Source organism: Viridibacillus soli, from assembly GCF_016612995.1.
GTDB lineage: Bacteria > Bacillota > Bacilli > Bacillales_A > Planococcaceae > Viridibacillus > Viridibacillus soli.
In genome coordinates this window covers 57,211-80,315 of sequence record NZ_JAEOAH010000009.1, presented here as the reverse complement: position 1 = coordinate 80,315, position 23,105 = coordinate 57,211, and the positions used below count along the sequence as shown (strand labels likewise).

Below are 23,105 nucleotides of genomic sequence, written 5' to 3'. Positions count from 1 at the left end.
TTTATTTTTACGAGAACGTTTTTTCTTGGTGTTCAGTCGCGTTTTCATCGGCAAATCTATGTTTCTAATGTTCAGGAAACCTTGTTCGATATAATTATATAATGTCTTGGAGCATAAGGTAGGTCCTTCAAATAGTTGATGTAATTTTGCATAACCACAGACGGCATCAGGGGACCATTTATCTACTAAAATTTTCGTTTCAGCGAAGGCAGGAAAGTAGGTTTCGTAAAACGTTCTTCCTGTTTTCATTTGGGTAACAGTCCCTCGTTTTAATTCTCTAGAAATTGTACTTTTATCGCATCCAACTTGATCAGCAATTGCTTGCATAGATAAACCTACCTTATGTAAGGCAGCAATTTTTCCGCGATCAAAAGCATTTAGATGCTTAAAAGTACGTTTTTTTGTGGTAGAATGTGTTTGAGCCATAGATAAACCCTCCGTATCGATTTGTTTTCGTCGACTTAATCATACACGGTTTATCTATGGCTTTTCTCGTTTCAGGCATCGTTGCATTTGATTATACAACTAGCCATCAAAACACAAAAAAAGGAATTGCTATACAACCCTGGGGAGAGTTTAATATGGCAAGTTATCAATTATTAGAGCCTAATAAAAAAGGAAAACCACGAATTAAGATTATCTCTGAATTTGGATATGATGAGCATGGTAAACGTTTGCGGAAAATGAAAACAGTTACTTTGAACAAGTTAACTGAATCTAACATCATCAAAGCCATTACTGAATTTGAAAAGTCTTTAGGCATAGGACAACAAGTATTCAACAAATCTAGAAAAGATTCCTTTAAAGTGTTTGCCGAAACTTTCATGAGTGATTATGTAAATGCTGAGCTGAAAGTAAAATCTCGCAACACTTATGCAAACTACTTGAATAGAGGTATTTTAAATTTCTTTGGTCTTATGTTAATTCACAAAATCACATCAACTCAAATCAATCTATTTATCGTTCAACAGAAAAAAGATAGGGCAGGCTCGATTTCTGAAAAATTCACGTTGCTAAATACTATGTTCAATAAGGCTATCGAGTGGGGTTATATTGAAGCTAATCCATGCTCGGTAGCTACTAAGCCAAAACGAACAAAGAGCAAGCTTATCAACTATTACAATGAGGCACAAATTCAACAGTTGCTAGAAGTTATTCCGAAGCTCCACATCAAACATCAGTTCCAAATTAAGATTGCATTGTTTTGTGGGTTGAGAATGAGTGAAATCGGTGGGCTACGTTTTGAAAGTTTAGATTTTCAACACAATACTATCTATGTAGATAAAACACTTCAGTACGATAAGGAAGGACAACGCTTGTTTTTAGATTCTACAAAGACAGGAGAAAATCGTCATGTATATGCTCCCGCTAATTTGATGAATGAATTGAAAGAGTATATCGAAAAGAAGAAAAAGAAATTGGAGAAGTTAGGAGGAAAGTTCACTCCTATTTTAGATGAACATGGAAAACCCATTTATTTGATTTTTAGCAAAGACAATGGTTATCCAAATCATCCCGATAGAATGAGTAATCAATGGCGAGGTATTGTTAGAAAACATAATCTACCTCTTATCAGTTTTCATGGATTACGTCACACATTTGCATCTTATATGTTATCTAAAAATGTAAATATTAAAGTAATTCAAGAACAACTAGGGCACAAAAACATTCATGAAACACTAAACACTTATTCTCACGTTGACAAGGGACAAAAAGAAAAAGCAAGCGACCTTTTCAATGACTTCTAAAATAGAATGGTCACTTTTGGTCACTTGCAAATTTCTTCCAAACCACAAACCCTTGATACGACTAGTCTTGAATTGCCGCTTCTAAAGCAACGATCATCATGTCATTAAACGTAAGTTGGCGCTCTTCAGATGATGTCACTTCACCTGTGATGATATGATCACTTACAGTTAAAATAGAAAGCGCTTGACGGCCGTATTTAGCTGCCAATGTGTAAAGAGCTGCAGATTCCATTTCAACAGCTAAGACACCATAGCGTGCTAATTTCTCATTTTGATTTTCTTCACTATAGAACATATCAGCAGTGAAGATATTCCCTACTTTTAAGTTTAGATTCGCTTCTTTACCAGCATTGTATGCTTTTAATAATAAGTCGAAATCAGCCGTTGGAGCATAATCTAGGCCATTGAAAATGATTTCGTTCATTTTCGAATCAGTAGAAGCACTTTGAGCTAAAATAACGTCGCGTACTTTAACATCTTTTTGAATCGCACCACAAGTACCAACACGGATTAATTTTTGTACACCGTATTCTTGCATTAACTCGTTTACATAGATTGAAATCGACGGTACACCCATGCCAGTACCTTGCACTGATACGCGTTTTCCTTTATATGTACCTGTGAAACCTAACATATTACGAACTTCATTATAACAAGTTACATCTTCTAAATAAGTTTCTGCAATATATTTTGCACGTAATGGATCTCCCGGAAGTAGAACGATTTCTGCGATATCGCTTTTTTGAGCGTTAATATGAATACTCATTTGTATCCCTCTTTTCAATAGAATAGTTATTCATCATATATTTTATAATCACGCTATGATGCTACAAGCATTGTATCAAGAAAGTCTGACCTCTGACAAATGTTATGTTAAATAAATTTTAAAAAACTTCTATATTTTATTTTTACCCAATTAGTACTAAATAATAAGATTCTTTTAGTTATCTTTCAACAGGCGTGTTGATTAACCAATTTAAACCATTACCATTAAAGTGGTAGGTTGATTTCCGCTACGGGATACTCGCTTTCCGCGGGCAAGCCCCCTCCGCTACAAGCAACTAAAAAATGTAGTAGCATACGTTAATATTGAACATAAAAAAACCATTTTAACGATAATTTTCAAACTAATATTCCCCTAATCAAAACACCTGATATTTCAATTCATATAAATACCAAAGTTCATCAAAAACACGTGCGCTCATTTCATCATCGGCTTTTTCTTCAATATATCTCGAAAGCTTATGAAAATCACTGAGTTGTTTAGGAAAACTATGATCATGAAAAGCCGCTTCTGCAAACTGAGATTTGTCATCATGTTTTCCTCCACCACGAAATGTTTGAACATAACTGTAGAACGAATGATTCATATATATCTCCTTCCTAATAGTCATAAGGTAATGATTTATTTTTCAAAAAGTATAGAATATTCTATCATAAAGAAGTAAAATGAACTGTATTAAATAGAAATATGGAAAGTTGGTGACAAATTGGTTAAAAAACTCAAAAATAATACAAAAAATGTAAGAAAAAGTGAAAATCAGAGCACTAATAAGTCATCAGTTTCAATGTCTTCATTTTTCAAAAGGAAAGTGCAGCAAGACCACATTGAAGTTCATGGACCTATTCAATCGAACTTTTTCAAAATGATTCGCGGCCGCATCATCATTAACTTCTTTATACTTATCATTATTCTATCAGCAATGCTTGTTGTTTCCTATTCAAATATGTCTAACCTTCAAAATGAATTAAAGGTTTTCACTAATGAAAACCTCGTAGAACAGATGAAAGTAAATAGTTTAGCTGCTGATATTGCGAAGCTGTCAAACTCCGAACAAAGCTATATTATTACAGGAAAAGATAATTTCCTAAGACAGTATAGTCAAGATAAAGACCGTATTGAATCCAATTTAGTCGATCTTCAAAAAATATTCGCTGACCGAAAAGAAGAACTAGAGCGAATTACTTCCATTGATCAATTTTACAACAATTATATTCAGTATTCGAAGAGACTGATTGACACACGCCAGAATTCAGGACTTGAAAATTCCCAAAAACTTGTTCTCACTGGAAATGGCAAGACAGCTATGGGTTATATAGATGTGCATACTGAAATGATTAATGACATCCTAACAAAGAAAAACAACGAGCAAATCAAATTACTTGAAAAACAAACTGAAATCTCTATGATTATCTTTTTATTTTTAACAATATCTTCAATTGTTTTAACAATCGTAACAGGTACCATTCTGTTCCGTTCAATTAAACGGAATACGTTAGCAATCAATACGTCTATTTTAGATATTGCACAAGCAAATGGTGACTTGACGAAACGAGTAAAAGTAAAAACAAAAGATGAATTCGCAGAAATTGCCAATAGTACAAATGTGTTAATTACATCCATCTCTTCATTAGTAAAACGTGTGAGTACACTTGCTGAGAATGTTTCTGCTAGTGGGCAACAATTAATGACTTCGGCCGATGAAAACTCGAATATTATCCAATCAATTGCTAATACAACAGGCGAAATCGCCGAAGGCAGTGAGCAAACTATGCTTCGTATGAATAACGCTGTTCAGAAGATGAATTTGTTAGAAGAGGCGGCTCGTTATTTAAGTGCAGATGCGGAACATGTGAAAGCATCAACAGATCAAATGAAAGTCGCTGCTGAACTAGGCGGAAAAACCGTCGAACAATCTTCAAATGTTATGATGTTAATAGAAGAAACTATGGCAAATACTACTGAAACTGTTGAAGCTCTTGGTAAAAAATCTTCCGAAATCACCTCCATCATACGCACAATTACAGATATTTCGGAGCAAACAAACTTACTTGCTCTAAATGCGGCAATTGAAGCAGCTCGTGCTGGGGAGCATGGTAAAGGTTTTGCAGTTGTAGCAGATGAGGTTCGAAAGCTTGCTGTGCAATCTCAAAATGCAGCTCGTGAAGTAACAGGCATCATTTCATCGATTCAATCAGAAGTACAAGCTATTGTCACTCAAAATAATAATGGTGTACAAAATGTCATACGCGGTGTTGAAGTGACAAATGAAACAAATGCTTCCTTAGATAAAATCACCAAACAAACAAACGAAACCGTAGCAATTATTAATAAAATGGTCATTCAAATTGAGCAAACTTTAAACTATAGTCAAGAAGTGGCGGTATCCTTTATAGAAGTAAATCAAATTGCTGAAAATACTGCAATGAGTACAGAGCGTTCAGCCGCTTCTGCTGAAGAAGGCTCTGCATCAATGCAAGAAATTACTGCGTCAGCGATTGAACTATCCAACCAAGCAGATGAATTACGTAAAGTGGTCGGTGAATTCAAAGTCTAACTTTTTTATCAAATGGCTTGCAATCTCTATTGAGATTGCAAGTTTTTTGTTTTCTTCACAGAGAACCCCAAAGTATTACACAATATGGAAGCCTCTTATGTTAATATAGTAATTAAGGAGTGATTTATTTGAAATTATTTAGAACTTTTCTATCATTCGTACTTTTAACAGCTCTTATCCTCCCCTTCTCAGGACAAACTTTTGCTGCAAAAACAATGACTGCGACAGTAGAAGTGGATAAACTCAATATCCGTGCAAAAACTTCAATTTCAGCTACAAAGCTGGGTTCTCTAACAAAAGGCACCAAGGTAACCGTGTATAAAAAAACGGCATCTGGCTGGTCTCAAATTATATACAATAAGAAAACAGCTTATGTATCGACTCAATATTTAACGTTTAAATCAAAAAAAACGAGTTACTTACCAAATCCCGAAAAGGTTTATACATACGATACAACATCTGGTATTAAAAAGCACTATAGTACAGGGAAAACATACAATAGTGAATGGGTTTATTGGTATACAAAAGATTCTTATGGCAATAAAACGACATTCGTAATGCGTGAAACAAAGTATGGTTTAGATTTAGGTTGGCCTGAATCTGAATATACAACTGAAATAGCCTATCCTATAAAAAATGGTAAAAAATTTTACGGCTATCTAGAAACTCGAAAAATCATCGCGGTCAACCAAACAGTGAAAACTAAGGCAGGCACTTTTAAGAAAGTTGTTGTAGTGCAATCGGCTAATGGTTATAAAGCTTATTATGCTCCAAATGTTGGTTGCATTAAAACAATCAAAAATAGTAAAACCGTCTTTGAACTAATTAAAATAGAATAATATCAGGTGTGTTGATTAGGCGAATATTAGGTTGTTATTTACCGTTAAAATGGGCTTTTCATGTTCAATACTAACGTATGTTACTACATTTTTTAGTTGATTGTAGCGCAGGGTGCTAGACTCCCGCTTGCCCGCGGAAAGCGATCCCGTATCGGATATCAACCTCCCACTTTAATAGTAATAGCTAAAATTGGTTAATCAATACGCCTGAAATAATAAAAATGGCCGAAGACATTACATTGTCTATGGGCCATTTACTTATCTAAATATTCATCATACGGCTTATTGCCATGTTCTTTGCAACCGTATAAATAGCATTTCGAAACATAGTATGGCTCGAAAAAGAGTTTTGGACGGTAGCCCTTCAAAAGTCGTCCAATCAGTGTATTATACTTGTCTTTCGTATGTTGCGAGTCCATAATGGATTCGGCAAGATTTTCCTCTGTCCACTCTTCATCCAATGCTCTTACACTATTTGCTACAAATTCATCAGCCGTTTCCTTTGTCATCTGGTCGATGATATCAGAGGCTTCTTCTACTCTCCCTAATTGAATGAGAGCATAAACATAATGTTCTATCCAATCAATCGATCTAACAATTTCTTTCCATCCTTTTTCAAATAAAGGAATTGCTTCATCAAAGTAATTAATTTGCACATAAAGTTCTGCAACGTTTACTTCTCCCATAAAATTGTCACCATCTGAATTGACTTTTTTCAGCGCGGTAAGTACCGACTCATAATCGTCAAATTGTAAGTATGAGACCATTTCCGCATATTTTAAAAAATCACCATCAGTTGCAGCTTTTTTATAATGTTCTGCTGCCTTTTCAAAGTTGCCCATATTAAAATGCGCTGCTGCTAAATTAGCATGGACTACTTCCGAGTCTTGCATACTTAGTGCATATTCTAAAACGCTAATGGCTTTAAAGTATTTTCCCATCCGCAAATAAATTTCACCAAGTAATGCATAGGGAAAATAATGCTTTGGCCGCTTTACGATCACTTCAGCAAGAAGAGGCAACGTTTCACAATATTCTTCAGTGTCTGTTATATAAAACCATGCTAAGTTATGAAGTGACTGTATATCTCTATTTTCCTTTACGGCTTGCTCTAACATTTTTTTAGCTTCGTCAAATTTAAACTCTGGTAATAGCTGATTAACCGCTATATTATTTAAATTCATCTTGTCACCTTCCAATTCAACTATGCAAATAATAGCATATTCATATAAAAAATGTACCACCTCTTAAAATATTCTAAACTTTACAATTTATATTTTTTTCATAAAACGTTTGATATCTTCTTGTTAACATGGTAAAATTCCATTATTACAAAATTTCAAACAATTGAATATACTTTCTTATCAAGAGAGATGGAGGGACTTGGCCCGTAGATATCTCAGCAACCACCCTATATGGGGCACGGTGCTAATTCCAGTAGACGTAGTCTTGTAGATAAGGAGATTGACTTCATATTTTGAAGGCCCTCTTCCTTAGAGGGTCTTTTATTTTTTTAAAAAGGATGATGACATGATGACAAACAACAGCATTGAAACGCGACTAGTTCAACTCGGCAATAACACTGATCCTAAAACAGGTGCGATAAACACACCGATCTACCTTTCGACAGCCTATAAGCATGCGGGACTTGGCCAATCGACTGGATACGATTATACACGAACAAAAAATCCGACACGCTCTATTTTAGAGGAAGGCATTGCGAACTTAGAATCTGGTGATGCTGGCTTTGCCTGTAGTAGCGGGATGGCTGCTATTCAATTAGTGCTATCCCTATTCAAATCAGGTGATGAACTTATTTTACCTGAGGATATTTACGGTGGGACTTACCGTTTGCTCGACCAATACCATGAGCAATATGCGATCAAATCCCATTATGCGAAATTCTCTTCAGCTGAAGAGGTTGAGTCTTTCATTAATGAAAAAACACGTGCTATTTTCATTGAAACACCAACTAACCCATTAATACAGGAATTTGATATTGTGCTTTATGCAGCGCTTGCGAAAAAGCATGATGTACTGTTAATCGTTGATAATACGTTCTTAACACCTTATTACCAACGCCCAATCGAGCAAGGTGCAGATATCGTTCTCCATAGTGCGACGAAATATATCGGTGGACATAATGACGTATTAGCAGGACTTGTCGTTAGTAAAGGTACCGAGTTAAGCGAAAAATTATTCACAAATCATAATGCAACAGGTGCAACACTTGCTCCGATCGACTCATGGTTACTGCTACGAGGTCTAAAGACACTACATCTTCGTATGAAACAACATACGGAAAATGCCAAGCAAATTGCTGCTTACCTAGAACAAGAGCCTCTTGTAAAAGATGTTCTGTATGCAGGCAAAGGTGGAATGATTTCTTTCCGTTTACAAAAAGGCGAATGGGTCGGTAAATTTTTAGAAAATTTGAAATTAATCGTCTTCGCAGAAAGTTTAGGCGGTGTAGAAAGCTTTATCACTTATCCTACTACTCAAACACATGCTGATATTCCAGAAGCAGAACGTTTAGCACGTGGAGTGGATGACTCCCTATTGCGCTTCTCAGTTGGTATTGAAGAAGCAGAAGATTTAGTCGCCGATTTACAACAAGTATTCAATACTTTAAAACAAGGAGTGACCACACATGAGTTCAATTAATGAAAAAATCGAAACAAGTTTAATCACAGCTTCTACTCGCGGTGATTACGAGCAAAAAACAGGCGCTGTTAACGTACCGATTTATTTATCATCTACTTTTGACCAGGAGCATTTCGATTCATTTGGCCCTTATGATTATAGTCGCTCAGGCAATCCTACCCGTGCTGCACTTGAGAAAACAATTGCTGAACTTGAGGGTGGCACGCGTGGCTTTGCCTTCTCATCAGGCATTGCAGCTATTGCCTCTGCCTTTATGATTTTAAAAGCGGGCGATCATATCGTCATCACATCTGAAGTATATGGCGGTACTTTTCGCTTTGTGACACAGATGTTGACGAAGTTTGGTGTTGAGCATACATTTGCTGATTTCACAGATTTGACAGCAGTTGAAGCTGCTATTCGTCCAAATACGAAGGTTTTATATGTAGAAACACCCGCTAATCCCCTTCTAGGCATTACGGATATTGAAGGCGTTGTAGCCCTCGCGAAGGCACATGGTGCTTTGACATTTTTAGATAACACGTTTATGACACCTTTATACCAACGTCCATTGGATCTTGGTGTAGATGTTGTATTACATAGTGCAACGAAGTTTTTAGGTGGTCATAGCGATATTATTGCAGGGCTTGCGGTGACAAAAAATGAGGAGCTTGGAGATCAAATTTACTTTGCGCAAAACTCATTTGGTGCCATTTTAGGCGCGCAAGATTCCTTCATATTAATTCAAGGCATTAAAACATTACATGCTCGTTTAACACAATCTACTGCATCAGCTAAAAAAATTGCCGCTTACTTAGATGGACATGAGCTTGTAGAGGAAGTACATTTCCCAGGCTTGAAATCACATCCAGGTCATGCTATCCATGCAAAACAAGCAACAAGTGCTGGAGCTGTATTGTCATTTAAACTACCAAATCGAGAAATTACAAAAGCATTTGTAGAACATATACAAATCCCGATTTTTGCAGTGAGCTTAGGTGGCGTAGAATCCATTCTCTCCTATCCTGCCACAATGAGCCATGCTGCGATTCCAAAAGAAGAACGCGAAAAACGCGGCATCACAGACGGCCTTTTACGATTTTCCGTTGGACTAGAGCATGTAGATGACCTACTCGCCGACTTCGAGCAAGCCTTTGCTGCAGCGAAGGAACTTACGGTTGTTGGGAATAAATGATTGATTGAACCGCTCCCGATTTTTGGAGGAGCGGTTTTTGTCTATTCTTTTCGGTTATTGAGTGGTTGAATAATTCAGTTATTGCATGAAATTAAGGAACCACATGAGTCAATTTGTTCCCTCTACATTTCAATGGCTAGTACAAAACTCCATTTGAACAAGGCGGCGTAGTTCAGAATCGTTAGTTCAGGTCCTTTTTTTCACCAGTTAATAAATTAGATAACTATCAAATGTTCTTATTATTAAACAATTCCCTTCTTCAAGCTATGAACAAAACTAGCTGTTGCAATCAAATACCATAAAACGCATCATCAAAAAAGCTGACAGCCCGTAAAATTACGGATTGTCAGCTTTACTTATTCATTCAAAGTACTTTAAATATTCTCCATAGCCTTCTTCTTGTAATTTGTCCTTTGGCACAAATTTCAAAGAGGCTGAGTTAATGCAATAGCGTAGTCCCGTTGGCTGTGGACCGTCTGAGAAGACATGTCCTAAATGCGAATCAGCTTCTTTGCTGCGGACTTCTGTACGGCGCATACCAAAACTTGTGTCGAAGTTTTCTTGAATACTTGCCCCTTCAACTGGCTTTGTGAAGCTTGGCCAGCCGCAACCTGCGTTGAATTTGTCTTTTGAATTGAATAACGGTTCGCCTGATACGATATCCACGTATAGGCCTTCTTCAAAGTGATTGTCAAATTCGTTTTGAAATGGTGGTTCAGTACCATGCTCTTGTGTGACATGGTATTGCATTGGTGTTAATGTTTTAAGCTTTTCTTCTTTGTTCATTATTTATTCCCCCAATGCTGTTGTTGGAATGTAGTACGGCCTGAGCCGACAGAATAGCGCTCATAGTGTGCTGGATTCTTTTTGTAATAGTGTTGATGGTAAGTTTCCGCTGAGTAGAACGTTTTTGCTGGTAAGATTTGTACCGCAATGGGTGCCTTAAATTTCCCTGATTCTTGCAGTGCTTTTTTTGAAGCTTCAGCTAATTGTTGCTGTTCTTCATCATGATAGAAAATAGCTGTCATATAGGATTGACCGCGGTCGTAAAATTGTCCTCCTGCATCTGTTGGATCGATTAATGTCCAGTAGAGAGCGAGTAATTTTTCGTATGGATAAATTACTGGGTTAAAAGTGATTTGTACAGCTTCAAAATGCCCGGTCGTTTCAGAGCAAACTTCTTCATAGGTCGGGTTGTCTGTATGTCCTCCAGTGTAACCTGAGATGACAGACTCGATACCTTCTTGTTGATCAAATGGTTTCACCATACACCAAAAGCATCCACCTGCAAAAGTTGCGATTGCCATGAGTTTCTCCTCCTATTATTTAAGTGGTACTGTCACTTCAAGTATAATCTTACCTTCTTTTAAATTGAATTCTTTTGCTTGCATACGTGAGCCTGAAAGAACTGCTATTTCTGTTAAACCCATATATACTTCCTCTTGGTTTGGGCGAATAACCATCCATGCAGGTAAGTCAACTGAATCATTTAATAGTTTTAATGCAGTACTTGGTGGGATATTCAACATCCCGACTTCTACATTTGTTTGTTTTAATAGGAGATTGCCATCTTCATCAATTGTTGGATCAAATTTCATCGTAATTGGTAACTCCATCCCAAATACACTGAGCTCACTTACTAACGAAACGTCTTCATTAACGTACATATGGACGGGTATCGATTTCGTTTTCATTGCGTCTTGAATGTATTTGTTCGCAATAGCTTCAAAATCCGCAGGTGTTGTTTGAACTGTTAATTTACTGCCTTCAGGCATCGCCGTTGTTTCAGGTATTGGCGTTTCTGGTGCCTGTTTCGTAATGACGACAAACAATCCAATAATTGCTGATAATATTAGTGCTGCTAAAAAGAAAAAAGCTACTTTCCATTTGTTCATCGCCACATCACTCCTTGAAATCCATTTCCCCATTTGTTAATTTTTTCAAACCACATGCCTTAATTGACTCAACAATGCGCCCAGTCATTTCATCATAGCCTTTTGCATTCGGATGGAAAAAGTCCGTATGATAAATCATATTCTCGTTCGTATCGAATAAATCCTCTACATTAACAAAACAAGCGTTTTTATCTGCAAGTGCGAAATCTTGAATATCAGTATTCCATTCATACATTATCGTATTTAAGTCCGATTTTTCCTGTGTAAAGATGGACAGAGGATTGTAAACACTAATTATTATAATTGGTGCTGACTTATTACGTTCACGAATTAGTTCCATAATTTTTCCATAGCGCTCTTGAAATTCGAGACGTTCCTCATCAAATGCACCCTTGTTTAAATCCATAATGTCACGTCTAACAATTTTCATCAAATCATTACCACCCATAGTCATAGTGATAAAATCTGCTTTTTTTAAGGCTTTATCAATTTCACCACTCTCGAGTTGTGCTACGAGCTGATCACTACGGCGACCTTTTTTAGCTGTATTTTGAACTTCGACGTAGTTAACGCCTTTCCACGTTTCCATTTGATCAGATAATCTACCAACATAGCCTTGATAATTTAATTCATCACCAACGCCTTCTGATAAGGAATCTCCTAAAGCCACATAAACGATATCTTTTGGAACGACTTCTTGTGTTACGGGTGTTGTTTTAATGTCTTTGCTGCAAGCACCCATTAAAAAAAGTGCGAGCATCAGAATGATTATTTTTTTCACGTTCTTATTCTTCCTTTCGATCAAGCACGTCTAATGAAAGAAAGCAGGGAATGATATCATCCCCTGCTCATAATTTTAATCTGTGTAATACATGAAACCAATAGCACCTGGCCCTGTATGCGTGCTAATAATTGGTGAAGTATATGAAAATCTTATATTAGAGCATCCTAATTCTCCTAATTTCTCGTTAAGAGGATCTCCCATTGTTAGCCCGTTAGCATGTGCGATGCCTATGCCTTTTATCGTTTTACCTTGTGTATCTTCTTTAAATTGGTTGACCAAATATTTGACTACCTGTTTATGGCTACGCACTTTGGCTACAGGGTTGTATGCGCCCCCCTCAAGTGAAGCGATTGGTTTAATATTCAATAATGAACCAATCATTCCAGTACCCTTGCCGATACGGCCGCCTTTAATTAAATTTTCTAATGTATCTACAACAACAAATAAATTCGTATTATCACGAATAGTCGTTAGTCTTGCAACGATTTCTTCAACTGTTTTACCTTGTTCTACTAATCGACAAGCTTCCAATACCTGAAAACTTAATGCGGCTGATATAAAGCGTGAGTCAATAACTGTCACTTTTGAATCTGTCATACTTGCAGCAGCTTCAGCAGATTTTACAGTACCACTCATTCCACCTGTCATTAAAATGGTAATAATTTCATCGCCATCTTTTCCTAATTCATCAAATAATTCTTTAAATACACCCGCAGCTGGTTGTGAACTTTTTGGTAGATCCTTTGCTTTGCTCATTTTCTCTAAAAATTCGATAGGTTGAATATCCACACCATCAATATACGTTTCTCCTTCAATTTGAATGGAAAGAGGCACGATATGTATTCCGTTTTTTTTTATTTCTTCTTTTGTTAAATCCGCAGTTGAATCCGTTACGATATGAATTCGTCTCACATTGACACATCCTTTGTTTCATTGTTCTTATTATAAAATTAAGCAAGGTCATTGTAAACCGTTAGCTATTTATTCTATTTTACTAGCTTTTGTCACGCGATACACGTGACATTTGTCAGTTCAAATGCCTGAAAAGTAGCCGCATAATAGAATTATACAAAAAATACTTACCTCAACAAGGAGGCTATTCATATGCAAGAAGCATTTGATTATAAAAACACTAAGGAAGAAATATGGAATGCTATTACGCACGGCGTTGCTTTCCTACTCTGTATTCCAGCGCTCGTTTTACTAATAATGAAGGCAATGGATAGAGGCTCTACACTATATGTCGTTAGCTTCATTGTTTTTGGCGCGTCAATGCTAATCCTTTTCCTAGCTTCGACTTTACTTCACAGCATGCCTGAAAAGAATAAGCGATTCTTTGCCATACTAGACCACTCATCAATCTACATTTTAATTGCAGGTACATATACACCATTTCTCTTAATTGCCTTAAAAGGGGCATTAGGTTGGGCACTATTTGGAGTCATTTGGGCTCTTGCATTACTTGGTATACTATTCAAATGCTTCTTTATCCACCGTTTCGAATTTGTATCTGTTATCTTCTATATTTTAATGGGTTGGCTTATTATTATCGCTATCAAACCACTATATACACATATTACAGGCGCAGGTTTTTCTTTACTATTAAGTGGAGGTATTTTATATACGATAGGTGCTTTCTTCTATGCATGCCGTAAAATACCGTACAATCATGCGATCTGGCATTTATTTGTCATCGCTGGCAGTGCTATGATGTTCTTCTGTGTACTATTTTATGTGTAATTGAACTTCTTACTCTCATTGTAAGTTTGTATTCTAAGTAATCCAAAAGTATTCATGCGAAAAGGTTGCCTACTGTCTTTCATTTGACAGTGGCAACCTTTAAATTTGCTTATTAATGCTCGTACACTAAATACGAAAACTTCACGCCGTCCTCAGTTTCAATCACTTCAGACTGTGAAACGATTTTCCACTCATCACCATAAGCCGGGAAAAATGTATCCCCTTCGTATTGTTTTTCAATTTTCGTAACATATAGACGGTCCGCCATTGGCAAAGCCATACGGAAAATTTGTTCTCCGCCAATAACCATGATTTCCTCAGATTCTTTTTTAGCCTGGGCTAATGCCTCTTCTAAAGAATGCACGATGACAATACCTTCATGCTTATATTGCTCATCACGTGTAATGACGATATTTGTACGTCCTGGTAAAGGCTTTCCAATAGATTCGAACGTTTTACGGCCCATAATCATCGGTTTCCCCATCGTCATGCGTTTGAAATAGGCTAAGTCTCCTGGTAAATGCCATGGCATTGCGTTGTTTAAGCCCATCACATTTTCTTCACTATGAGCAACAATAAATGAAATCATTTAAAAACCTCCTTACACCGCAATTGGCGCTTTAATTCGTGGATATGGATCGTAGCCATCCATCACTAAATCTTCTATTTCATAATCAAATATGGATTCTTTTTCTGTTTTAATAACAAGCTGCGGCAATGCACGCGGTGTGCGAGAAAGCTGCTCATCCACTTGATCAAAATGATTACTATAAAGATGTGCATCACCTAAAGTATGGACAAAGTCACCCACTTCTAAGCTTAGTATAACATATTGTTGAAACTCATTAGTAGATGACGATAAACCATATTCGTGGACAGTGTCTGCACGATTTTTCCATTTTCCTACAGTTGAACCATTTGAAGTTTGAATTTGGTTGTAAAGGTTAGACGTTGACGTGGCATAGTAGTACGATTCTTTGAGTAGGAGTTGAATATATAAATGAGATAGAACTGAATTATATATTGAAAATAATATCAAATAGAAGGTTAAGGGATTTATCCATCAGTTATTCATTGCTCTAAAGAGGAGGATAAGATAGATATTGAGGAGTTTCAAAAGGTAGAAGCAATAATGATTGATTAAAATCTACTCTAAATAATTGGATTAAAAAGCATCAAAACTGGTTTATTTACAATCACGTATTTAAACAATCGAGTAGGGGGAGTGATTAACTCCCGACCTCTCACACCACCGTACGTACGGTTCCGTATACGGCGGTTCAAAAGTTTTATGGTTTTAAAATGACCTGGGAGAAACTTGTTAGATTTTTTTCTCCCAGTATTTATTATTTAGGGCTCTATCAATGATTGGATTATTAAACCTGCGTTTAGAAATTTACGGATTAACTTTAACGTTGGCTTATCTTTAATATATCCTGCAACTAGAGACATCAGTTTATCGTGTTGAACACGGTCAAAGAATTTCTCTAGATCCATGTCTACCACGAATTTGTAGCCCTCATCCATTTAAGATTGCGCTTGTGCAATTGCTTGATGGGCGCTTTTATTTGGGCGAAAACCATAATCTCCCGGGGTAAGTCCGCCCACTTTCGCCTCATCTATCCGCCACATTTATTGCTCTGATTCCCGTGGATATTTAGGATTTCGATTTGTTTTGCAATCTCGTCCAAACAGAACAACCTCGAATGTGATTCGTGTACCTCGGACCAAGGTTTTGTCGCCAGCTTCCTTCAGATTCCGCGTCGCCGCGGACACCCTTGCTCTTGGCTAGTGGTTCGCATATCCCAACGCCCACAGTGAACTTTCATCACCTAGTTGACGGACATGCCCGGCACACAAAAAAGCGACCTTACTAAAAAGCAAGACCGCCTCAACTCTTCAAAATTAATTATCTGATATTTCTATCCATTTTCCTTTTTCTAATATAGAGAAGCCTGCCTTTAAAACATTGTCTTCTGTAGTCATATAATGTGAAAAATCATCAATATGAACAGGAATTACCTTAGTAGGTTTTAGCTCTTTAACAAATTGATTTAACATTTCAATAGACATTGTTAGAGGACCACCAAATTTATCAGCGCTAACTTCCCCTAAATTAGCAATTATTATATCCAATTCCTTTGAAATACTATTGATAACATCTTTATGATAGACTGTATCTGAAGTGAGATAGATTGTTGTTTTGTCATTTCCATCAAAGATCTCTAGTATGTATCCATTCACTTTTCCAACTATTTTCCTTGTAATGAAATTATTACCATGATAAGCAGGAATAGTTGTAATTTTTATAGTATAGTTTTCAAATTTTGTTACATATTCTTCTGTCCATTTTAATGGTACTACATTCTTCCCTTCCAAGAATGATAAAGCATCTGAATTTGTTAATACTAAAGCCGAATCTGCAATTACATCTTTTCCCAGAAGATCTAAATGATCTTCATGAAGATGCGTAATTAACCATAAATCTACATTCTGAAAAATATCATTGTCATATTTAGGGTCTTGAAGCCGCTCAGTTTCAAATGACTTGAATTTTAAGATCGTTCCTTTAGGAGATAAAGCTGGATCAGTTGCAATTTTTATCTTCCCATCTATCTCTAATAAGCATGTTGCAACACCTACATGATAAAAATTAATTTTCATCTAATACCTCCCGTATTTAAACCTAATGTTCATAATATATTTTAGACACGAACTCTGATACATCAGGTTTAAATTCGCTTAGATATACCTTCGCTTTAAATCCTTCTAACACTTCAAACTCTATCTCTTTTTGTAATTCACCCACATACATAGTACTTCCCTCTTTTTAATAAAAATTTTAATATTCTGAATAATATATATTAAGTTGGACAGATAAATTAAGGACTAGTAGAATTAACTTTAATAACTCAAAAGAGTACTACTATACCACGTCAACATCGAACTTCAAATGGTTCAACTGTACAAAAATGGAAAACTCGCGTAGAAATTGTCCGCGAATATGGTTTATCACCATCTATTCTAGATAATTGGACGAAAAAGCATCGAAACTCAGATTCGTTTTTAGCCAAAGAAAGTAGAATAGATGCAGAAAATGAATTATTTAAACTATGCAAAGAAAACCAACGTTTAATGAGGGAAAATGACATTTTAAAGCAAACCACGCTGATCAAGTGACGAAAATAGATGTGATTCAAAAAATGGGATCAGCAATGTGCGACGCCCTAGAGAGCCTCCGAAGTACGTACTATTATCAACCTGATTTACGTGAAAACGAACAAACAAGACATGTGAACAAGGACTAACTGATACAATTGAAATTATCTTCAAATCCGGTCGTAACAACTATGGAATACCCCCATCAAAAATGAAGTGCAACGCCATTTTCAACAAAAACAATAATTAGCAGTTGTTGTCAGTGAATTAACATACGTCCATGTTGCAGGTACGTGGCTTATTTATAAGACAGTACAAAAGTGTTGATTTCCCTGAACCAGAACTTCCCATTATTACTGTAAAGTCGCCTTTATATACATCAATGTTTAAATTCTCCAGTACCTTATTTTTATTTCCATCTGATATATATTCTTTACATAAGTTTCTAGCACTTAATAGTATTTCTTTCATATTTTTTACGCTCCTTTCATTTTAAAATGATTTTAGATTAAAATGATTATCAATACCGCTTTTTGTTGTAAGTATAATATTTGATTCAACTTTTCTTTTGAAACCGAAGCTAGATTCACTTTTCAATATAAAAACCTCTAATGCTTCATATATTTTATTTTAATTTGTCATCAATAATCACCTCCATTTGATTTTAAAATCAATTACAGTATTATTTTTACACATAAACCATAATTTGGCTATATAAAAATTAAATTATTTTAAAAATACGAGTGACTAGGCCAGATCTATTTCTCTTGAATTTTCTTCTGAATTCCACAACCAATTTTCCAGTTTTTAAAATGCTTCATGTATTTTATTTTAATTTGTTATCAATAATCACCTTCATTTGATTTTAAAATCAATTACATTACATTATTATTTTTACACAATAACCATAATTTGTCTATTTAAAATTAAATTATTTTAATAATACGAATTAGTACATCGTACTTACCATCTATATTTTTCGAATGCTTCATACCTCATAATATGGATGTTGTTCATCCCTACAATAAGTTAGAGCTCTATGTATAGGACCGTCAATATTATTGTGTAAATGAGCGTTTCCTTTTCTTGTAGATGTTCTTTTATTTTTTTGTTTTGAACATTCATGAGTTTTATCGAAACCTAGATGACATCGTGTAGCGAAGCGCTGATTATACTAAGCGTTCTACAGATTTTTCGGGGGAATTGCTCTTTTCGATTGCTATTTCTTAATCTGTTTATTGAAAGATTTAATTAAGTTTGTTGGTGCGTGTTTCATCTTCTATCTCGTCGTAACAACGGGAGAGTGCACTCATCTGCTCATAATAAATATCATGTAGATACGTAATGCGACGTTCTGATGTAAAATGTTTGTTCGCAAACTGATACTCATCACCTTCATCGTTCTTTTGACGGCACCTCGAATACATTTGAAGTTTCGCTTCTAACGAATTGAGTTTTGAATAAGGTTATTCGATCTCTTGTATTTCTGAAAATCTCTAAGTGTGCACATGTATCCTTCACACGCATCATTTCTTTCATTACCTCCACTAACTGTACAGCTAATTCTCCAACTCTGCGTACTTTTTTAGGACCTCATTCTGTTGCTTTAAATAACGATTTTCCACTTTTAATTTTGTTTGTTCATTCTCATATTCAGGACCTTTACCAAAGGAATATTGTTTACCTACAGGTTGTTCAAACCGATGTATTTCTCCGTTTTTATACCAACGCATCCACGTTTCCACTTATGTTTTATGGCGTATATTAATTCATAATCGCATCTCAATCTTTAATTTTCAATTGGATAACTCACTCTTGTTGCCATAGAAAAAGCACCTCCTAATTAAATTCAGGTAAATTTACCCGATTTAATCAAAGATGCTTTTATTATTTGTCTATAGTTTTGGCGTCGGTCCTACAAAGTAATCCTTAGTTGCATTGCTTTTTTAATTTTTTTATACTGCAATCGGAGCCTTAATAGCCGGATGGGGGTTATAACCTTCAATTGTTAAATCTTCTAGTTCAATGTCAAATAGCGACTTCTTGTCAGAATTAATTTTTAGCGTAGGCAATTCTCTAGGTTCACGAGAAAGTTGCTCTTTTACTTGTTCTATATGATTAGAATAGATATGAGCATCACCAATACTATGAATGAATTCTCCTACCTCTAGACCGCACTCATGTGCAATTAGATGCGTTAACAATGCATAACTGGCAATATTGAACGGGCAACCAAGTAGCGTGTCTAGACTTCTTTGCATTAACTGACAGCTCAATTTCCCATCAGCAACGTAAAACTGGAACATAACATGACAAGGCGGTAAAGCAGCCTTACTCTTTTTTCCACCTGCCTCAATTACATCTTCTGGGTTCCATGCATTTACAATGATACGACGAGAATCAGGATTATTTTTGATTTGTTCAATCGCATCTTGAAGTTGGTCAATATTTTCACCATTAGAAGCAGTCCAATTTCTCCATTGCTTTCCATATACATTTCCAAGTTCCCCGTATTTTCGAGCAAAGTCATCATCTTCTAATACACGTTGGCAGAAAGATTTTAGCTCCGCTTGATAAAGTTCATTAAAATTCTCGTCAGCTATACAGCGAAGACCAAAATTAGTCATATCCGGTCCTTTATATTCATCAGATTCAACCCATTTCTTAAATGCCCACTCATCCCAAATGTGATTGTTATTCTGTAAAAGATATCGAATATTTGTATCACCTTTAATAAACCATAGTAATTCACTTGCAACCAATCTAAAAGGTACACGCTTAGTCGTTAGTAATGGAAATCCTTTACTTAGGTCAAAACGCATTTGATAACCAAATACGCTTAGAGTACCTGTACCAGTGCGATCTTCTCTTTTTACACCATTATCTATTATATGTTGCAATAAATTCAAATAGGCTATTTCTGGATGTGTCATCCCTTTCATCACTCTCCTTGCTCTACTATTATACAACAATTTAAAATGGATATACCCAATCTTTTTTTAGAACAAGTATTTCATCATCTTTCAGCGTAACAATGTTCATTTGTTAAGTTCATCTAAGGAATATTGGTATTTCAAATCCTTTATTAAGAACGTTGTAATTTTATTTAAAAGCTCCTCACGCGTTTTCCTACCCATGTTAACATAATATAATGTTTTATTCTATCACATTGGGCTTCCTTGCAATTGCAGTCCAGCTTACATCACGTACAATTAATTGCAGTCCAGTAGTTTTATTAACTGTTAATTCTTTCTCGATATCAGAAAATACTTTTCTTACTGCATAGTTAGTTTTTCATAGCTTATATTGATTTTCATTATCTAATACCGAATATTCCGAATGACTTTGTAATCGGTCATGTTTTTCAATCCATTTGTATTTTGGATTTTCCCTTATGGCTTCTGCAATCTTTTGCGTAATTCAATTCATTGGATCATAACTCATTTTTAAAGTGTTCAATTACTACTCCTGATTGATTTACAACTCTTCTTTTGCAAAGTTAAATGTCGGATCTTCTAACTCATGGAAAATGGCCACTTGCTCGTCATACTGAATTTTAAATTCAGAGTCCTGATTAACACGTAGACCAAAATTCTTCATGTCTGGCCCATTATATTGTTCACTGTTTACTCATTTTTCAAAAGCCCATTCATCCCAAATATGATTATTTTGCTCTATTAATGTACGTACATGTATCGCCCTTTAAAAACCAAAGTAATTCAGTTGCAATTAGGCGGAATGCCGTTCTTTTTGTAGTTAACAAAGGAAATCCTTTTTGTAAGTCAAAGCGCATTTGATAACCAAACACACTGCTGGCAATATTGTAAATATTGCTCCACGAAGTTGCCTCCTAGAAATTTAAATATAGTATTAACTTTACCATATATGTCACCTAAAATAATTGAAAACGAGGGGGAAATAGTTCAAGTGACTGTGGAAATAATAAATTAAAACCAGCATGAAATATCTGAATATTTCCTGGGTAATATTCAGATATTTCATGTTGTGAGGCATAGTAAGCTTTGCATCTGGAGTTTTAGTTGCATTTAACGTGATTTTACGCTCATATTAGATCATTTCCCCAAATAATAAAGGCTCCCCTGCACTTTTTAGATGTCGGAGAGTTGTGCTAAATAGGAATTAAATGAGTATACAACTTCAAATCCCCTGTGCTAGAGGCAGTAATGCACACGTTGCGGCAGGACACCGCAAACTTAGGCTACCTTACTTTATGGAAGTAGCCATTTTTCAATAATTAAATTTCACACTCATAAAGGACATTTTTTTAAATAGGAGAAATTAATAGGCTCATTTATTCCGATAAAAAACCTACTTTGGAGTTAGAATAGGCTCAGTCATAGAAGCTTGGGTTTGAGTAATAACAGTTGTGCCGCCAGTCATAGAAGCTCAGGCTCGAGTCATAATAGTTGAGCGATCAATCATAAAAGATTGTACTTTAAGCGGCTTAGCTCTCAGACTCCCGATATTATTCCAGGGTTCTTTAAAATTCATATTTAATTTTTGGGTTTTACACTCAATATCATTTAAGAAGATTTGCTATGCTCAAATCACAAGATTCCATGCACATTCAGTACATTTTCACACAAAAAAAGACTCCCCTACACTTTTTTTGTGTAGGGGAATCTAGCTAAACTGGTGTCGTCAGCGTTTTACGGGCATATCCAACTTTAGCGGCCAGACTCTCGAGGTTATCTACACCTTCTCGAGTCTTAACGGTCCGTTCAAGCAGTTAACTTAACCATTTAGGTGGTGTATTTTTTGACCAGTAAATTTCGCCTAAGTTGTTGTGTGCTGTGAAGTTGTCTTCGTATGTGTGGTAGTGGAAATTGTAGTAATAACCTTCAAACGGCCGATTTTCTGTGCGCACATGGAAGCGAATAAGATCTTGTCCTGATGCTGTGTTGAATACGTGGAAAATTTTCTCCGCATAGTTACCACTTGGATTTTCAGTAATTCCTAATGATTTTGTAGTTTCGTCATCAAGGCGTTGTACTGTCATTTCAATAGCTTCCTGTATTTTAGGGAAAATAACATCATCAAACTCACTACTAATTTGTGGGCCTACACGTGAACCAAATTTTAAATAGGCTTGTTCTTTTGCAGCTGCAAAGGCATAATCCTCAAAAGAAGTTTCATCTTCTGTTGATATAACCGTTTCATACTGTGTTTCTATGTATTTCGTTTGTTGGCTAGTTGGATTGTCTGAAAATTGTGCTTTCGCATTTGAATTATGATCTAATATACCTTCCCAAATCGCATGACTAGGTGTAATCACACCTAATGTAATTACAGCTACGGATGCAACAAGGAACTTTTGAATCCATTTTTGCATAATCATCACCTACCTTCGAACATTTTGAAATCTTCAATGTCTGTATTATATATACGAATCTCACAAGTAAAAGTTGCATCTTTCATAGTTTAATTGTACAAAAAATACTTTAATAAAGATACTATTAAGAACATACAAACTATTCAAATTATCTTCATTTTGGTTTTTTAGTAGTTAATAAGGTTTCAGTATATGAATAAATGGAATAATCCGCAAAGAATGAAATTGAAAAGTTATTTCCGGATTCCCCTCAGAAAATCTATATTCACAGTTATAATATTTTTAGAAATGCTTAAGATAATAAGGTTGCACTCCAAGATGTATTCATTAAAGTATTTCAGAGCAGTAAGTTAATGGAGATTAAAAATAGCAGTTGGTTATAAAAAAGGAACTCTAAAAAATTTATTATAA

23 protein-coding genes, 4 pseudogenes and 1 riboswitch are annotated in these 23,105 nt (G+C 35.6%); of the genes and pseudogenes, 6 read left to right on the top strand and 21 right to left on the bottom strand.

Annotation, left to right across the window (positions count from 1 at the left end):
- On the bottom strand, window positions 1–426 hold a 426-nt coding region (locus JFL43_RS09735), incomplete at its 3' end, for a helix-turn-helix domain-containing protein (RefSeq protein WP_200748889.1).
- 155 nt (window positions 427–581) lie between these two features.
- Here JFL43_RS09735 and JFL43_RS09730 point away from each other — a divergent pair.
- Complete coding sequence (locus tag JFL43_RS09730; RefSeq protein ID WP_200748888.1) at window positions 582–1,748, top strand: tyrosine-type recombinase/integrase; 1,167 nt, start codon at window positions 582–584, stop codon at window positions 1,746–1,748.
- Between the two features lie 61 nt (window positions 1,749–1,809).
- On the opposite strand, the gene deoD is transcribed toward JFL43_RS09730, so the two are convergent.
- Complete coding sequence (deoD, locus tag JFL43_RS09725; RefSeq protein ID WP_200748887.1) at window positions 1,810–2,514, bottom strand: purine-nucleoside phosphorylase; 705 nt, start codon at window positions 2,512–2,514, stop codon at window positions 1,810–1,812.
- A 376-nt stretch (window positions 2,515–2,890) separates the two neighbouring features.
- On the bottom strand, window positions 2,891–3,118 hold the full coding sequence (locus JFL43_RS09720; RefSeq protein ID WP_200748886.1) for a YozE family protein: 228 nt from the start codon (window positions 3,116–3,118) through the stop codon (window positions 2,891–2,893).
- A gap of 120 nt (window positions 3,119–3,238) precedes the next feature.
- Here JFL43_RS09720 and JFL43_RS09715 point away from each other — a divergent pair, with 120 nt between their 5' ends.
- Together JFL43_RS09715 and JFL43_RS09710 are read left to right on the top strand one after the other, a co-directional pair.
- Complete coding sequence (locus JFL43_RS09715) at window positions 3,239–5,086, top strand: methyl-accepting chemotaxis protein (RefSeq protein WP_234447704.1); 1,848 nt, start codon at window positions 3,239–3,241, stop codon at window positions 5,084–5,086.
- A gap of 128 nt (window positions 5,087–5,214) precedes the next feature.
- Window positions 5,215–5,925, top strand: coding sequence for an SH3 domain-containing protein (locus JFL43_RS09710; RefSeq protein WP_200748885.1), 711 nt, complete (start codon window positions 5,215–5,217; stop codon window positions 5,923–5,925).
- 254 nt (window positions 5,926–6,179) lie between these two features.
- Here JFL43_RS09710 and JFL43_RS09705 read toward each other — a convergent pair whose 3' ends face one another.
- Window positions 6,180–7,109 (bottom strand): tetratricopeptide repeat protein, encoded by a 930-nt coding sequence (locus JFL43_RS09705; protein ID WP_200748884.1) that lies wholly within the window; start codon window positions 7,107–7,109, stop codon window positions 6,180–6,182.
- A 174-nt stretch (window positions 7,110–7,283) separates the two neighbouring features.
- Window positions 7,284–7,387, top strand: a riboswitch (SAM riboswitch).
- Between the two features lie 71 nt (window positions 7,388–7,458).
- Between JFL43_RS09705 and JFL43_RS09700 the strand changes: the two genes are divergently transcribed.
- Both JFL43_RS09700 and metC read left to right on the top strand, forming a co-directional pair.
- Window positions 7,459–8,589, top strand: coding sequence for a methionine biosynthesis PLP-dependent protein (locus JFL43_RS09700; protein ID WP_200748900.1), 1,131 nt, complete (start codon window positions 7,459–7,461; stop codon window positions 8,587–8,589).
- Entirely contained in the window at window positions 8,585–9,763 is a 1,179-nt protein-coding gene (gene metC / locus JFL43_RS09695; RefSeq protein ID WP_200748899.1) for a cystathionine beta-lyase, read from the top strand. The genes JFL43_RS09700 and metC overlap by 5 nt, the downstream gene beginning before the upstream one ends.
- Before the next feature lie 360 nt (window positions 9,764–10,123).
- On the opposite strand, the gene msrB is transcribed toward metC, so the two are convergent.
- The 5 genes from msrB to JFL43_RS09670 all read right to left on the bottom strand — a co-directional run bounded on the left by msrB (window position 10,124) and on the right by JFL43_RS09670 (window position 13,354).
- Entirely contained in the window at window positions 10,124–10,549 is a 426-nt protein-coding gene (msrB, locus tag JFL43_RS09690) for a peptide-methionine (R)-S-oxide reductase MsrB (protein ID WP_200748883.1), read from the bottom strand.
- On the bottom strand, window positions 10,549–11,070 hold the full coding sequence (msrA, locus tag JFL43_RS09685) for a peptide-methionine (S)-S-oxide reductase MsrA (protein ID WP_100796962.1): 522 nt from the start codon (window positions 11,068–11,070) through the stop codon (window positions 10,549–10,551). Before msrA ends, msrB begins: the two co-directional genes overlap by 1 nt.
- 15 nt (window positions 11,071–11,085) lie before the next feature.
- Window positions 11,086–11,658, bottom strand: coding sequence for a YpmS family protein (locus tag JFL43_RS09680; RefSeq protein ID WP_100796961.1), 573 nt, complete (start codon window positions 11,656–11,658; stop codon window positions 11,086–11,088).
- 7 nt (window positions 11,659–11,665) lie between these two features.
- Window positions 11,666–12,439: a GDSL-type esterase/lipase family protein gene (locus tag JFL43_RS09675; protein ID WP_200748882.1), complete on the bottom strand. Its 774-nt coding sequence runs from the start codon at window positions 12,437–12,439 to the stop codon at window positions 11,666–11,668.
- Window positions 12,440–12,514: 75 nt separating this feature from the next.
- Complete coding sequence (locus tag JFL43_RS09670; protein WP_200748881.1) at window positions 12,515–13,354, bottom strand: DegV family protein; 840 nt, start codon at window positions 13,352–13,354, stop codon at window positions 12,515–12,517.
- A 192-nt stretch (window positions 13,355–13,546) separates the two neighbouring features.
- Here JFL43_RS09670 and trhA point away from each other — a divergent pair, with 192 nt between their 5' ends.
- On the top strand, window positions 13,547–14,182 hold the full coding sequence (trhA, locus tag JFL43_RS09665; protein ID WP_200748880.1) for a PAQR family membrane homeostasis protein TrhA: 636 nt from the start codon (window positions 13,547–13,549) through the stop codon (window positions 14,180–14,182).
- Window positions 14,183–14,294: 112 nt separating this feature from the next.
- Here the strand turns inward: trhA and JFL43_RS09660 are convergent, their stop codons facing one another.
- The 12 genes and pseudogenes from JFL43_RS09660 to JFL43_RS09610 form a co-directional block, all read right to left on the bottom strand.
- Window positions 14,295–14,771, bottom strand: coding sequence for a dihydrofolate reductase (locus tag JFL43_RS09660; RefSeq protein ID WP_200748879.1), 477 nt, complete (start codon window positions 14,769–14,771; stop codon window positions 14,295–14,297).
- 12 nt (window positions 14,772–14,783) lie between these two features.
- A pseudogene (locus tag JFL43_RS22495) lies at window positions 14,784–15,002 on the bottom strand (thymidylate synthase); the annotation flags it as partial.
- Between the two features lie 530 nt (window positions 15,003–15,532).
- Window positions 15,533–15,688 (bottom strand): hypothetical protein, encoded by a 156-nt coding sequence (locus JFL43_RS22490; protein ID WP_234447702.1) that lies wholly within the window; start codon window positions 15,686–15,688, stop codon window positions 15,533–15,535.
- A gap of 399 nt (window positions 15,689–16,087) precedes the next feature.
- Window positions 16,088–16,846, bottom strand: coding sequence for an MBL fold metallo-hydrolase (locus JFL43_RS09645; protein ID WP_200748878.1), 759 nt, complete (start codon window positions 16,844–16,846; stop codon window positions 16,088–16,090).
- A gap of 22 nt (window positions 16,847–16,868) precedes the next feature.
- A complete protein-coding gene (locus JFL43_RS23040; protein WP_267907776.1) occupies window positions 16,869–16,997 on the bottom strand; it encodes a hypothetical protein in 129 nt (42 codons plus the stop codon).
- Window positions 16,998–17,608: 611 nt separating this feature from the next.
- Window positions 17,609–17,812 carry an ATP-binding cassette domain-containing protein gene (locus JFL43_RS23180; RefSeq protein WP_200748877.1) on the bottom strand — a complete coding sequence of 68 codons (204 nt, stop codon included), beginning with the start codon at window positions 17,810–17,812 and terminating at the stop codon, window positions 17,609–17,611.
- Between the two features lie 658 nt (window positions 17,813–18,470).
- A pseudogene (locus tag JFL43_RS23640) lies at window positions 18,471–18,602 on the bottom strand (IS256 family transposase); the annotation flags it as partial.
- Window positions 18,589–18,768 (bottom strand): hypothetical protein, encoded by a 180-nt coding sequence (locus JFL43_RS09630; RefSeq protein ID WP_200748876.1) that lies wholly within the window; start codon window positions 18,766–18,768, stop codon window positions 18,589–18,591. The pseudogene JFL43_RS23640 and the gene JFL43_RS09630, both read right to left, overlap by 14 nt.
- A gap of 58 nt (window positions 18,769–18,826) precedes the next feature.
- Window positions 18,827–19,110, bottom strand: a pseudogene (locus JFL43_RS22480) (IS3 family transposase); the annotation flags it as partial.
- A gap of 186 nt (window positions 19,111–19,296) precedes the next feature.
- Window positions 19,297–20,274 (bottom strand): thymidylate synthase, encoded by a 978-nt coding sequence (locus JFL43_RS09620; protein ID WP_200748896.1) that lies wholly within the window; start codon window positions 20,272–20,274, stop codon window positions 19,297–19,299.
- Between the two features lie 568 nt (window positions 20,275–20,842).
- Window positions 20,843–21,152 (bottom strand): annotated as a pseudogene (gene thyA, locus JFL43_RS22475) (thymidylate synthase); the annotation flags it as partial.
- 939 nt (window positions 21,153–22,091) lie between these two features.
- Window positions 22,092–22,694 (bottom strand): YpjP family protein, encoded by a 603-nt coding sequence (locus tag JFL43_RS09610; RefSeq protein ID WP_200748874.1) that lies wholly within the window; start codon window positions 22,692–22,694, stop codon window positions 22,092–22,094.
- Window positions 22,695–23,105 lie beyond the last annotated feature (411 nt).

Bases quoted from the DNA above. Each gene is read 5' to 3' on its own strand.
- JFL43_RS09730 (WP_200748888.1), top strand. From the start codon at position 582: ATGGCAAGTTATCAATTATTAGAGCCTAATAAAAAAGGAAAACCACGA.
- deoD (WP_200748887.1), bottom strand. From the start codon at position 2,514: ATGAGTATTCATATTAACGCTCAAAAAAGCGATATCGCAGAAATCGTT.
- JFL43_RS09720 (WP_200748886.1), bottom strand. From the start codon at position 3,118: ATGAATCATTCGTTCTACAGTTATGTTCAAACATTTCGTGGTGGAGGA.
- JFL43_RS09705 (WP_200748884.1), bottom strand. From the start codon at position 7,109: ATGAATTTAAATAATATAGCGGTTAATCAGCTATTACCAGAGTTTAAA.
- JFL43_RS09700 (WP_200748900.1), top strand. From the start codon at position 7,459: ATGACAAACAACAGCATTGAAACGCGACTAGTTCAACTCGGCAATAAC.
- msrB (WP_200748883.1), bottom strand. From the start codon at position 10,549: ATGAACAAAGAAGAAAAGCTTAAAACATTAACACCAATGCAATACCAT.
- msrA (WP_100796962.1), bottom strand. From the start codon at position 11,070: ATGGCAATCGCAACTTTTGCAGGTGGATGCTTTTGGTGTATGGTGAAA.
- JFL43_RS09680 (WP_100796961.1), bottom strand. From the start codon at position 11,658: ATGAACAAATGGAAAGTAGCTTTTTTCTTTTTAGCAGCACTAATATTA.
- trhA (WP_200748880.1), top strand. From the start codon at position 13,547: ATGCAAGAAGCATTTGATTATAAAAACACTAAGGAAGAAATATGGAAT.
- JFL43_RS09660 (WP_200748879.1), bottom strand. From the start codon at position 14,771: ATGATTTCATTTATTGTTGCTCATAGTGAAGAAAATGTGATGGGCTTA.
- JFL43_RS09645 (WP_200748878.1), bottom strand. From the start codon at position 16,846: ATGAAAATTAATTTTTATCATGTAGGTGTTGCAACATGCTTATTAGAG.
- JFL43_RS23040 (WP_267907776.1), bottom strand. From the start codon at position 16,997: ATGTATGTGGGTGAATTACAAAAAGAGATAGAGTTTGAAGTGTTAGAA.
- JFL43_RS23180 (WP_200748877.1), bottom strand. From the start codon at position 17,812: ATGAAAGAAATACTATTAAGTGCTAGAAACTTATGTAAAGAATATATA.
- JFL43_RS09630 (WP_200748876.1), bottom strand. From the start codon at position 18,768: ATGTATTCGAGGTGCCGTCAAAAGAACGATGAAGGTGATGAGTATCAG.
- JFL43_RS09620 (WP_200748896.1), bottom strand. From the start codon at position 20,274: ATGACACATCCAGAAATAGCCTATTTGAATTTATTGCAACATATAATA.
- JFL43_RS09610 (WP_200748874.1), bottom strand. From the start codon at position 22,694: ATGCAAAAATGGATTCAAAAGTTCCTTGTTGCATCCGTAGCTGTAATT.